Genomic DNA, 12,465 nt, shown 5'->3' with positions numbered 1-12,465 from the left:
ATTACGCTTGAAGGCGGGAATTACCCGCCTTTCAGTATTACACTAATGGCAATTCAATATCTTTAAATAGCTCTTCAATTTCTTCATGTGTTCGCAATGTAACGGCTTGTTCAATTAAATTACGAGTTAAATGTGGAGCGAAACGCCACATAAAGTCATACATGTAACCACGTAAGAAACCACTGCGACGGAATGCAATTTTAGTGGTGCTATAGCTAAATTTATCACGCATATCAATCGCCACTAAATCACTGTCTAGCACAGGATCAAACGCCATACTAGCAATTACACCAATACCTAAATGTAATCTTACATACGTTTTAATGACATCAGCATCTGTTGCAGTGAAAACAATTTTAGGTTTTAAACCTACTTTGCCAAAAGCATCATCGAGATCAGAACGCCCTGTAAAACCTTGGGTATAAGTCACGATGTCGTAACAAGAAAGCTCTTTCAGTGTGACTTCTCTTTTTTGTGCTAAAGGATGATCTTTAGGAACCACCACAATACGGTTCCAACGATAACAAGGTAGCATCACTAAATCGTTATAAAGATGCAGTGACTCTGTCGCAATAGCGAAATCACTTTTACCTCTGCAAACATCTTCAGCTATTTGTGTTGGTGAACCTTGATTCATATGTAAAGAAACATCAGGGTAGCGCTCAATAAAGCCTTTTATCACAGGTGGCAATACATAACGAGCTTGAGTATGTGTTGTTGCAATAGACAGCGAACCTCTGTCTGGATAAGTATGTTCACCAGCTGCAGATCGAATGGCTTCTGTTTTCGACAATATTTCTCTAGACAGCCTAACAATCTCTTCACCTGCGGGTGTCACATGCGTTAAATGTTTACCACTACGAGAAAATATTTGTATACCTAATTCATCTTCTAACATGCGGATCTGCTTACTTATCCCCGGTTGAGATGTATACAAACGCTCTGCCGTGGTTGATACATTTAAATCGTTATTCACCACTTCAACGATATAACGCAACTGTTGTAATTTCATAGAGAGGCTATCCCTTCAACAAAAGACTTATTATTCCGTTATTCTATTTATATTCATATAACTAAAAAGAATAATAAAGATGTAATATATAACCACTATATCACTTATTTCATTTCGGTCTAACGTAATTAATAGGGTTATTTAGGTTTTGTTATATCGAATAGTTATAAGCTATAAATAAGTATAAAAAAAGCTGACTCGATGTCAGCTTTTATTTCAGAACAATAATGGCCTTAGATTATTTAATAACACCGCATGCCATTCTTGCACCACCACCGCCAAGTGCTTCTGGATTATCTGAATAATTATCACCACCGACATGCACCATTATGGCTTTATCTTTCACTTGCTCAAGTTTAGTCAGTTTTGGCGCTAATACTGCGTAATCAGCAACGCCTTTATCATTAACAACCAATCCAGGTAAATCACCTAAGTGCCCTTCTTTATTATAAGGTCCCAAGTGAACACCGGTTTTTTCCGGATCTAAATGCCCCCCCGCTTTTAAAGCAGGAACAGGTTTACCCTCTTTCATATCTGGCTCACAAGAGCCATTAGCATGAATATGAAAACCATGCACACCAGGTGTTAATCCTGTCAATTTTGGCGTAAATAACAGTCCATAATCGGTTTCAGTGATGGTAACAACACCAATATCGTTACCGGCACCTGTAGGAAGTGCTTCTTTTAACGTAACATCTAATGTGGCTGCACTCGCCACTGAGGTGAAGAGTAAACCAGAGAGTAACAAAGGCATCAGTTTCATAGTATCTCCGTCTTATTATTAGCAAAGTAAAATATCAGACAAATAGAAATTAACCACTTACACTGTTTCAATGTACATTAATTAGCATATCTTCTTCATGCAAAAAAAGCGACTAACTCTCATTAGTCGCTTTTTTATTTATCACGCAATGCCAATGTTATTTGGTTTTTTCAACCCATTTACCATCGACATAAAACGCAGACCAACCCGTTGCTTTGCCATCTTTTTCAGAAGAAACATATTGTTGTTTAGTTTTACGACTAAACCGCACAATCGTTGGATTTCCTTCTGGATCAGCCACAGGTGCTTCAGCTAAATAACGCATTTTCTCTGCTAATCTGTCTTTAAAGCGAACCAATTCTTCTACTTTTGGTGCGCGCGTTTCTCTTGATTTAGGGAAGGTATTTGCGGCTAAGAATACACCCGCGGCACCATCACGTAAGACAAAATACGCATCAGATTTTTCACATGGTAACTCAGGAAGCGGTACAGGATCTTCCTTCGGTGGCGCAATTTCACCACTTTTTAAGATTTTACGGGTATTTTTACATTCATCATTAGTGCAACCCATGTATTTACCAAAACGCCCCATTTTCAGGTGCATTTCAGAGCCACATTTATCACACTCAATAACAGGCCCTTCGTAACCTTTTAAGCGGAATTCACCCTCTTCGACTTCATAACCATCACATGCAGGGTTATTACCACAAACATGTAATTTACGATGCGTGTCAATCAGGTAACTGTCCATTGCAGTACCACATTTCGGGCAACGGCGACGAGCTCGTAATGCGTTAGTTTCTGCATCTTCCCCTTCCAGAATATTCAATAATTCATCTTCAGGAATAAGGTTAATAGTCTGTTTACAACGTTCTTTGGGCGGTAATGCGTAACCTGAACATCCCAAGAATACCCCTGTTGTCGCCGTTCTAATTCCCATATGACGAGAACAAGTTGGGCACTCAATAGAAGTGATTACCATTGGATTTGGTCGCATTCCTCCTTCTTCTGGATCTTTTTCAGCAACTTCTAATTGCTGACTAAAATCAGTAAAGAATGCATCTAATACCGCTTTCCAATTTTCTTCGTTGTTTGCAACATGGTCGAGGTGATCTTCCATTTGCGCAGTGAAATCGTAATTCATTAAATCGCTAAAATTCTCTTCTAAGCGATCTGTGACAATTTCACCCATTTTTTCTGCATAAAAACGGCGGTTTTCAACTTTTACATAACCACGATCTTGAATAGTGGAAATAATAGACGCATAAGTTGAAGGACGGCCAATACCGCGTTTTTCTAATTCTTTAACTAAAGTCGCTTCGCTAAAACGTGCTGGTGGCTTAGTAAAGTGTTGAGTCGGTTCTAATTCAGCTAAAGCCAGTTTCGCCCCTACATCAACAGCCGGCAACGTTTTATCTTCATCTTTATTACGCATTGCAGGCATCACTTTCGTCCAACCCGCAAAACGTAAAGTACGGCCTTTAGCACGTAATTTATAATCACCTGATTCGACAGTTAATGTCGTTGAATCATATTTTGCTGGTGTCATTTGACACGCCACAAATTGATTCCAAATTAGTTGATATAATCGTTTGGCATCGTTATCCATATCTTTTAAAGATTCTGAGATAACATTGATATCCGAAGGACGAATAGCTTCGTGCGCTTCTTGCGAATTTTCTTTGCTCGAATAAACATTTGGTTCTTTCGGCAAATACTTAGCACCAAATTGCTCGCTAATATAATCACGCGCCATTTGAATTGCATCCTGACTTAAGTTAGTCGAGTCAGTACGCATATAGGTAATATAACCAGCTTCATAAAGGCGTTGAGCTAGCATCATTGTCTTTTTCACACCAAAACTTAAACGCGTACTGGCCGCTTGTTGTAAAGTTGATGTGATAAGTGGTGCGCTTGGCTTGCTTGATGTTGGTCTATCTTCACGATCTTTTACTGTGAAGGTTGCATTTTTTAATGCATTAACCGCAACCTGCGTTTCATCAGATGAAACAGGATTGAAGGCTTTATCATTATAATGCGTGACTTCCATACGCAATGGTTGTTCATCAGGTGTTAATAATGATGCGTGTAACTGCCAATATTCTTCAGGAACAAAGGCTTTAATTTCACGTTCACGTTCAACCAATAGACGAACAGCTACAGATTGCACTCGACCCGCAGATAATCCACGAGCGACTTTTTTCCAAAGTAAAGGTGAAACCATATAGCCCACAACACGATCCATAAAACGACGTGCTTGTTGCGCGTTAACGCGGTCTATATTTAACTCACCTGGAGTTTGGAAAGCTTGTGTAATGGCATTTTTCGTGATTTCGTTAAAAACCACTCGACTAAATCTTTCATCATCACCGCCGATAACTTCGCGTAAATGCCACGCGATAGCTTCTCCTTCGCGGTCAAGGTCCGTTGCGAGATAGACATGATCAGCTTTATCAGCCAATGCTTTTAGTTCAGCCACAACCTTTTCTTTGCCGGGTAGAATTTGATAGTTCGCATTCCACCCATTATAAGGATCGATTCCCATACGGCTGACTAAGGCTGATTTCTCATCCTTTTTAACTTTTTTCACGCCTTTCGTGGCGGATGAGTTTTCGCTCTTCTGGCTGCCAGAACCACTCTTGGGCAAATCACGAATGTGACCCACGCTAGATTTAACTACGTAGTCATTGCCAAGATATTTATTGATCGTTTTGGCTTTTGCCGGGGACTCCACGATTACAAGAGCTTTACCCATAATTACCTTTACCTAATTAAACTTTGTTATGACGGTATTGTTTAATACCCTCAACTAAAAAAATGTTTAAAATCTCTTTTTTATATTGCGTTAGTTTTGCAATATATCAACCTGTTTTTATTCAAAGCTTTTGTTTGAGCTCAAAACTCATTACTTTTTTTGAGGTATTTTAATCACCTCACTGCTTTGATCGGGCAACGGGCAAATTATATTTGCTACATATAGCGTAGCTAAGCTTTTAAAAATGCCACACTCTACCTGATAAAAAGTGAGGCGCAACAAATTATTTTTCTAAGGAGCACAGATTATGTCAACACAAACTACACCTATTACAACAGAGATGCTACTTGAAAAAGCGAATAAAATCATATGTGAACATGAAGATTATTTACAAGGTATGCATGCAGATTCTGTTGAACAAAAAGGTAATGTCCTCGTATTTAAAGGTGAATTTTTTTTAGATGAGCAAGGTTTACCTACGGCAAAAAGCACTGCAGCTTTTAATATGTTTAAGCATTTAGCACATGTGCTATCAGATAAGTATCATTTAGAATAATCGCCATTAGGATTATTTCACACTTAATCTCACTATCGAGAAAGAGACGTTACTTGCCAGTTATTGTTTTTCCAATAAAAATAGCTGGCATAAAAAATCACCTTTAAAGAATAAAAATGCAAAAAGTGGAGGCTGTTTATTATTCTCTTATATTTAGGATTACACTCACCTATTAATACAATCAGTAATATCAATTATTTTTATTTTGTTTTTACCGTTATATTGATACTTCCTAGAAAGAGGAAATATTTACCCTGTTGTTGTTAAGCAATATCAATTATTTCTTTGATTGCCAGTGAATACTTCACTGGCTTTTTTTTGCCTTATAGCAATACGATTTGCCAATAAAGCATCAAAATATCTGTGTGAAGAATTCAAGAAGTATTGATGAACAAGAAGGGAAAATGGCAGCGATACCAAGCTTTAGGTTTTAAATTCTCGGTATCGCTAATAAAACTTAACTTTGTGTACTCGGTTGGGTTATAGCAATGGTTTCTTACTTCTTTGAACCCAGCGCATCATCAATTTATCAACGCTTTCCATTGCACCACTTGTAACACGTTCAACCATTTTCTTTTTAAGAACATATCGAACAGAAAAGACTTCATAGTCGTTAATGTGATTAATTAACCAATCATCACTCACACCAACTTCATCAATTAAGCCTTTATTCAATGCTTCTGTGCCATACCAATATTCTCCAGTAGCGACACTATCAATATCAAGTTGAGGGCGATATTTATGTACAAAAGCTTTAAATAACAGGTGTGTTTCATTTAAATCTTGTTTAAATTTCTCACGACCTTCTTCTGTGTTTTCACCCAATAAAGTTAATGTACGTTTATATTCACCAGCAGTATGTAACTCAATATCAATGTCGTTTTTCTTAAGCAATCGGTGAATATTAGGGATTTGAGCAACGACACCAATTGAGCCAATAATCGCAAAAGGTGCTGCGACGATTTTATCAGCCACACAGGCCATCATATACCCACCACTTGCCGCAACTTTATCGACAACTGCAGTAAGTTTAATATCTTTTTCTTTTAAACGTGTTAATTGCGCGGCTGCTAGTCCATATCCGTGAACCATGCCACCAGGGCTTTCTAAACGGAGTAAAACTTCATCACCAGTTTGGGCAACAGAAAGAATGGCACTGATCTCTTCACGTAATGCACCCACTTCATGAGCATCCATGCTACCATTGAAATCAAGAACATATAAACAAGGTTTTACAACGCCTTTCTTACCTTCTTTCGCATTGTTTTTACTTTGTTTATTTTCTTTTTTCTGCTGTTTTTTAAACGCTTTGTACCAGACCTTTAATTCAGCATCGTCCATTCTCGCTTGTTGCATTACTCGCTGTTTTTCTTCATAAGCTTCAGCAAGATCTGTCACTTTTAACGTGCCTTTTCGATTTTGCTTCTTATTTCCAATAACAATAAAAAACAACACAATAGCGATAATAGCCACGACAACTGTGGCAATCTCTGCTAAAAACAGTCCATATTGTAAAATATACTCCACAAAGACCTCTTTTTAAGGTTAATAACACTGACTAAAACCAATATGCCTAGTTTAACGAAATTCTGCTTTAGCGCTAGTCACAAAGGCATAATTATGGGTAACACCATAAAAAAATCAGCTATAAATTGTAAACAAAAAACCAGACTAAACTGGTCGCTAGACAAATAAGACGTTACACTTTATTTACTTTTTACTAGACAGGATATCAATATGTTGCAATATCAACCGGATCATAGCGTGCTAAAAGATAAAATTATTCTAGTAACTGGTGCTGGTGATGGCATAGGAAAAGAAGCCGCACTAACTTATGCGCAATATGGCGCAACACTTATCTTATTAGGCCGTACTTTATCAAAACTTGAAGATGTTCAAGAAGAAATCATTACATCAGGTGGACAACAACCCATGTTGTATCCCCTTGATTTACTTACAGCAACGGAAAACGATTTTCAGCAATTTGCTGATACACTTGTTAAACGCTTTCCTCACCTTGATGGTGTGCTACAAAATGCAGGTCTGCTAGGTGTTGTTGAACCTATCATTAATCAACCAAGTAACCTTTGGCATGATGTTATGCAAGTTAACGTCAATGCGACATTCATGCTGACCAAAGCACTGCTACCTTTAATGCTAAAAGCCCCTCATGCAAGTCTTATTCTCACCACATCCAGCGTGGGTCGCCAAGGTCGTTACGGTTGGGGTGCTTATTCTGTTTCCAAATTCGCAACAGAAGGCTTTATGCAGGTACTCAATGAAGAATATAACGACAGCACCTTACGAATTAACTGCATTAATCCTGGTGGCACTCGTACCGCAATGAGAGCCAGTGCATTTCCTGATGAAAATGCACAAAAGCTAAAAACACCTAAAGACTTGATGCCGTTATATCTCTACCTGATGAGTGATGACAGCATTGATGTGAAAGGACAATCTTTAGATGCCCAACCAGGCCGTAAAGCAGGCCCTGCTGAATAACGTAAATTCGAGGTCAAAAATGAATGATGCACAACACCAAAAACGCCAACAACGCTTAAAAGAGAAAGTAGATACCCGAATTGAGCAAGCTCAACGAGAACAAGGTATTTTGATGATCTTTACAGGTAATGGTAAAGGTAAAACGACAGCAGCGATGGGTACAGCAACACGTGCTGTTGGTCATCAAAAAAAGGTCGGTGTTGTGCAGTTTATTAAAGGAACTTGGGAAAACGGTGAACGTAATTTATTAGAGCAATTTGGTGTGCCTTTTTATGTCATGGAGACAGGCTTTACTTGGGAAACTCAAGATAAAAGTGCCGATACAACGGCTTGCTTAAATACATGGCAATATGCACTCAAACTGCTTAATAACCCAGAGTATGATTTAGTTATCCTTGATGAAATAACTTATATGATTAGCTTTAACTATTTACCATTAGATGAGGTTATTTCAGCAATTAGCTCTCGCCCTGCACACCAAAACGTTATTATTACAGGAAGAGGCTGCCATAGAAAATTAATTGAGTTAGCTGATACAGTGACAGAAATGCGTCCTATCAAACATGCTTTTGATAGTGGGATAAAAGCACAAAAAGGTATAGATTGGTAATAATTACCTATTGTCTTTTTAATCACATAAAAAGTGAATAATTATTTATATTAAAGCAGGTTCACTTAATATACCTGCACCAAATATACGCCCTGTTTCATTTATCAGTTTGAAATAAGCTTCTTTATCATCAAATATATCATTTTGTATCTGCTGACTATAAACCATAGCCATTGCCATTACATGAAAATGATATTGATTATAGTAATTTATCTTTTCACTTGGATCACGAGAAGCTAAATAGGAATTGGTTATTTTATAAATATTTTTAGCTTCTTTAAGCATCTCACTATTATTAAACGTAATATTACTTATTGTCGGTATAAAATCATCTGTTCGCGTGTTCTCATTATTTATCCAGTTATATTTATTTTGTTCCTTATGCGCTTCTAATAAAGATAGATCAGAATAAACATGAATGTCATATGGTTTTTTTGATAAAAAATCTTGAAATTCGGATTGGGAAAAACACTTAGTTAATACATTTCCCATTCTCTTATTATCCCAATCAGATAAATACGTTGTAATAGGTTTATTTAAAGGAATTTCACACTGGAAGATATTATTATCAATGAATGTGGCATCAGAGCTATTAATAGCCCCACTCACAAGCTGTCCATCAATCCAAATGGAACGAATTGTTAAGTATAAGTGTTCGTCATTTCCTTTAGGTGAAAAAGCAGAGGTAAAACTATAGTAGATATCCCTAGATGGATTAATTATCCCCCCATGATTGCCAGGATAAATCATAAAAATTTTCTTTTCTCCATCAGCATTAACTAATACATGTTTTCCATTCTCTAATTTTATTTCTTTTACTTCACCTGTATTAAGCCAAAAAGAATTTTCATCAATTTGAAAGACTAACGGTACGGTTTTATTGTTACTGATATAAAACACGCCAGATTGTGAATTTGAGTTAGCTTCTGGCTCACAACCCGTAGTAAGAGTAGTCGCACATAACATTGTTGTTAAATAAAAAAAACGATGCATATATCGCGTATACCTTATTGTAAAATATACAAACAAAATATTATTTTAATAAAAATGACTTCTTATCTTATTAATCTATGCATCATAGTTTTATTTATAGAAAAAAGAAAGCTATCAAAAAAGAGGCACCCAATGTTTATTGGCTGCCTCTTAATGAAATATGATATTTTAATTTAAAATAATAAATAATTATTCAAAAACTACTTATTATTTCCAGTTGACTGACGACGACTTGACGCTCTTTTTGCAGGTGATGTAGAGGTGCGAGCTGATATTTTAGTATGACGCTTAACCGCACGACGAATTTGATTTGCTTTAATTCGACGTTGGTCTTTTTCTACCGCTACTTTTGTTACTGTTTCATCATTTAACTCAACCAGTTGACGCAAGTAGTTAATCTGCTCTAACCCAAGCTCTACCCAGCCACCGCGTGGTAGACCTTTAGGTAAATCAATATCACCATAGCGAACACGAATAAGACGGCTTACTTGAACACCAACCGCTTCCCACATACGGCGAACTTCACGGTTACGGCCTTCTGTCAGTGAAACGTTGTACCATTGGTTAATCCCTTCACCACCACGATAAGAAACAGAGCGGAATGACGCTGGGCCATCTTCTAATTGCACACCACGAGTTAATTGACGAATTTTAGCATCATCAATTTCACCGAAAACACGAACCGCATATTCACGTTCCACTTCTCGGCTTGGGTGCATTAAACGGTTAGCTAATTCACCATCTGTTGTAAATAGCAATAATCCACTGGTATTCACATCAAGACGACCAACAGCGATCCAGCGAGCACTGTTAAGACGTGGAAGACGTTGGAAAACGGTAGGACGGCCTTGTGGATCACTACGAGTACACAGTTCACCTTCAGGTTTGTAGTACGCTAACACTCGACAAACATCTTTTTGGGCTTCGCGAATATTTAAAATACGACCATCTAAGCGGATTTTTGCTGTTGTGGTGACATCAATACGATCACCTAATTTTGCTTTTGTACCATCAATGCTGATACGTCCTTCTTGAAGGTAACCTTCAATCTCACGACGAGAGCCGTGGCCAGAACGAGCAAGGATTTTTTGTAATTTTTCAGTACGTTGCGATTTATCGCTCATGAAACAACCTCATGTGTCGCCTTCACAGGCGTCATAAAAATAGAATTAATTTTTAAAAATCAATTAAGTAAAAAATAACCCATGTTTATTAAATTCACTAATAAACACAGGTTTATTGATTCAATAGTGAACAATGTTGATGATTTTCACATCAACATTGTGATAAATAGTTTCGATAAAATAGCATGACGGTTTTAACTGCTTCTTTTGTATGCATATTAACGCATCAACGAAAACGCTCATTGACATAACCGATGTTAAAAACAAGCACCGTGATTTTTATCGCAATGTATAAATTTAACACAAGCGATAAATCCCTTCACCTTTTATCTCTTTATCTCACGATAAATTTCTTCACTATGCATCTATCGAATCGATATTTAGTTTAATCGACCAAATCATTTACTGAAATGGAGTAATATCTCCGGTACCTTCTCGGATTATCACTGGGCTATCTTCTGTTAAATCAATTACTGTTGTAGGTTTTTGACCTAAATAGCCACCATGGATCACTAAATCAACTTGTTTGCTTAATAAATCGTTGATTTCTTCAGGATCAGACTCGGCAAAATCATTACCTGGTAAAATCAGGCTAGTTGACATCAATGGCTCACCAATATTTTCTAACAATGCTAATGCAATAGGGTTAGAAGGAACACGTAAGCCAATCGTTTTACGTTTATCATTCATCAAACGCTTTGGTACATCTTTAGTCGCTTTTAAGATAAAGGTGTAATTACCTGGGGTATTATTTTTTATTAAACGAAATACCACGTTATCAACATAAGCGTAATTAGCGATTTCTGACAGATCACGACACATCAGTGTGAAATTATGGTTTTTATCTAATTGACGAATACGACAAATCCGCGTCATTGCATCTTTGTTTTCTAAACAACAGCCAATAGCATAGCCAGAATCTGTTGGATAAATCACCACTCCGCCTTTGCGTAAAATATCAGCACTTTGTTCAATTAAACGAGCCTGCGGATTATCAGGGTGAATATAAAAAAGTTGGCTCATACATCCCTCAACGAATTTCTGATGTTACTCCTGCCATAGCGACCAAACTGGTTCAACGCCACCGGGTAACCATAAATTACGCCCCAACTCTATCCACGAGCAAGGACGATGAAAATCAGAACCTAACGAAGCTTTTAACTCATAAGATTGAGCTAATGCCGCGTGTTGTTCTCGTTCTTGTGGTGGTTGTTGGCATTGTGCCACTTCGATTGCATCACCACCTTGTTGTTTAAAATAAAGTGTTAATCGTTTTAACCATTTAGAAGATAGACCATATCGACCCGGATGTGCTAACACTGCAACACCACCAGCAGCATGAATTGCTGTGACCGCGTCACCTATTGAGCACCATTGCGGGGGTACATAGCCTGTTTTTCCTTTCGCTAAATAACGTTTAAATACTTTATTAACTGAGGCAACATGTCCGTCATTCACTAAAAATCGGGCAAAGTGCCCTCTTGTTATTTGCCCACCATGCGCTAGCGCTTTAGCGCCTTCAAAAGCATTGGCAATACCTGCTTTTTCTAATCGCTCACCTATCATTATCGCACGTGTTTCACGACATTGGCTTTGTGATGAAAGGAGCGATTTCATTGCGTTATGGTCGATATCCATATTTAATCCAACAATATGGATTTCTATATTCTCCCACAAAGTCGATATTTCGACACCTGATATCAGAGTAAGAGGCAGATTTTTTTCTGCAATATAATGCTTAGCAGGTGTAATTGCCGCTGTTGTATCGTGATCCGTAATCGCTAAAACATTAATTTGACGCTCTATCGCTCTATCAACCAGTTCTTCTGGTGAAAGCTCGCCATCTGACGCGGTAGTGTGGCTGTGTAAATCATAAATCACTCTTAAATCAGATAGCCCTTCAGTCATCACGTCTCCCTTTTCACCTTAGCAAGATAATAATTTTTAAAGAGTATGCCATAAAGTACTTGACGAACCTAACGCAATCCAGTTAACTAGTACGCAACACGAGCTAGTTCACTTTCTGTTTATTTGTCGTTAGCTGTAAGGAGATCTTATGAATATCAATCAACATCTTATCGCTCTTTGGTGGCGCAACACTCTTTTATGGGCGGTTTGATCTCCGGCTTAACGTCAGTGATATCTAAAAC

General features: G+C 37.6%; 11 protein-coding genes. 3 read left to right on the top strand and 8 right to left on the bottom strand.

Annotated elements, in window-relative coordinates:
* Nucleotides 1-37 precede the first annotated feature (37 nt).
* The 3 genes from cysB to topA all read right to left on the bottom strand — a co-directional run bounded on the left by cysB (nt 38) and on the right by topA (nt 4,530).
* A complete protein-coding gene (gene cysB, locus LG402_RS09115; RefSeq protein ID WP_109408757.1) occupies nt 38-1,012 on the bottom strand; it encodes an HTH-type transcriptional regulator CysB in 975 nt (324 codons plus the stop codon).
* Between the two features lie 238 nt (nt 1,013-1,250).
* Entirely contained in the window at nt 1,251-1,775 is a 525-nt protein-coding gene (gene sodC / locus LG402_RS09110) for a superoxide dismutase family protein (protein ID WP_109408756.1), read from the bottom strand.
* Nucleotides 1,776-1,932: 157 nt separating this feature from the next.
* Nucleotides 1,933-4,530, bottom strand: coding sequence for a type I DNA topoisomerase (topA, locus tag LG402_RS09105; RefSeq protein ID WP_198622324.1), 2,598 nt, complete (start codon nt 4,528-4,530; stop codon nt 1,933-1,935).
* Between the two features lie 307 nt (nt 4,531-4,837).
* Between topA and LG402_RS09100 the strand changes: the two genes are divergently transcribed.
* Entirely contained in the window at nt 4,838-5,086 is a 249-nt protein-coding gene (locus LG402_RS09100) for a YciN family protein (RefSeq protein ID WP_072068001.1), read from the top strand.
* 480 nt (nt 5,087-5,566) lie between these two features.
* Here LG402_RS09100 and sohB read toward each other — a convergent pair whose 3' ends face one another.
* Nucleotides 5,567-6,613: a protease SohB gene (gene sohB, locus LG402_RS09095; RefSeq protein ID WP_227336821.1), complete on the bottom strand. Its 1,047-nt coding sequence runs from the start codon at nt 6,611-6,613 to the stop codon at nt 5,567-5,569.
* A 213-nt stretch (nt 6,614-6,826) separates the two neighbouring features.
* Here sohB and LG402_RS09090 point away from each other — a divergent pair, with 213 nt between their 5' ends.
* The gene (locus tag LG402_RS09090; protein ID WP_176694681.1) at nt 6,827-7,588 is read left to right on the top strand and encodes a YciK family oxidoreductase; all 762 of its coding nucleotides are present in this window, start codon (nt 6,827-6,829) and stop codon (nt 7,586-7,588) included.
* Between the two features lie 19 nt (nt 7,589-7,607).
* Nucleotides 7,608-8,198, top strand: coding sequence for a cob(I)yrinic acid a,c-diamide adenosyltransferase (cobO, locus tag LG402_RS09085; RefSeq protein WP_109408753.1), 591 nt, complete (start codon nt 7,608-7,610; stop codon nt 8,196-8,198).
* Between the two features lie 45 nt (nt 8,199-8,243).
* Here cobO and LG402_RS09080 read toward each other — a convergent pair whose 3' ends face one another.
* The 4 genes from LG402_RS09080 to rnm all read right to left on the bottom strand — a co-directional run bounded on the left by LG402_RS09080 (nt 8,244) and on the right by rnm (nt 12,223).
* A complete protein-coding gene (locus LG402_RS09080; RefSeq protein WP_227336820.1) occupies nt 8,244-9,191 on the bottom strand; it encodes a hypothetical protein in 948 nt (315 codons plus the stop codon).
* Between the two features lie 200 nt (nt 9,192-9,391).
* Nucleotides 9,392-10,315, bottom strand: a complete 924-nt coding sequence (gene rluB, locus LG402_RS09075; protein WP_166541312.1) for a 23S rRNA pseudouridine(2605) synthase RluB — start codon at nt 10,313-10,315, stop codon at nt 9,392-9,394.
* Between the two features lie 402 nt (nt 10,316-10,717).
* A complete protein-coding gene (locus LG402_RS09070) occupies nt 10,718-11,338 on the bottom strand; it encodes an L-threonylcarbamoyladenylate synthase (RefSeq protein WP_072067997.1) in 621 nt (206 codons plus the stop codon).
* Nucleotides 11,339-11,362: 24 nt separating this feature from the next.
* A complete protein-coding gene (rnm, locus tag LG402_RS09065; RefSeq protein WP_166541313.1) occupies nt 11,363-12,223 on the bottom strand; it encodes an RNase RNM in 861 nt (286 codons plus the stop codon).
* Nucleotides 12,224-12,465 lie beyond the last annotated feature (242 nt).

The sequence above is a fragment of the Proteus sp. NMG38-2 genome (genome assembly GCF_020640995.1).
In the GTDB taxonomy this organism is placed as follows: domain Bacteria; phylum Pseudomonadota; class Gammaproteobacteria; order Enterobacterales; family Enterobacteriaceae; genus Proteus.
The sequence above is the reverse complement of the archived record's forward strand: the minus strand, read 5'-3'. Positions and strand labels throughout refer to the sequence as shown.

What these genes read in the sequence shown, in the direction of transcription:
- cysB (WP_109408757.1), bottom strand. Translation starts at nt 1,012, where the DNA reads ATGAAATTACAACAGTTGCGTTATATCGTTGAAGTGGTGAATAACGAT.
- sodC (WP_109408756.1), bottom strand. Translation starts at nt 1,775, where the DNA reads ATGAAACTGATGCCTTTGTTACTCTCTGGTTTACTCTTCACCTCAGTG.
- topA (WP_198622324.1), bottom strand. Translation starts at nt 4,530, where the DNA reads ATGGGTAAAGCTCTTGTAATCGTGGAGTCCCCGGCAAAAGCCAAAACG.
- LG402_RS09100 (WP_072068001.1), top strand. Translation starts at nt 4,838, where the DNA reads ATGTCAACACAAACTACACCTATTACAACAGAGATGCTACTTGAAAAA.
- cobO (WP_109408753.1), top strand. Translation starts at nt 7,608, where the DNA reads ATGAATGATGCACAACACCAAAAACGCCAACAACGCTTAAAAGAGAAA.
- LG402_RS09080 (WP_227336820.1), bottom strand. Translation starts at nt 9,191, where the DNA reads ATGCATCGTTTTTTTTATTTAACAACAATGTTATGTGCGACTACTCTT.
- rluB (WP_166541312.1), bottom strand. Translation starts at nt 10,315, where the DNA reads ATGAGCGATAAATCGCAACGTACTGAAAAATTACAAAAAATCCTTGCT.
- LG402_RS09070 (WP_072067997.1), bottom strand. Translation starts at nt 11,338, where the DNA reads ATGAGCCAACTTTTTTATATTCACCCTGATAATCCGCAGGCTCGTTTA.
- rnm (WP_166541313.1), bottom strand. Translation starts at nt 12,223, where the DNA reads ATGACTGAAGGGCTATCTGATTTAAGAGTGATTTATGATTTACACAGC.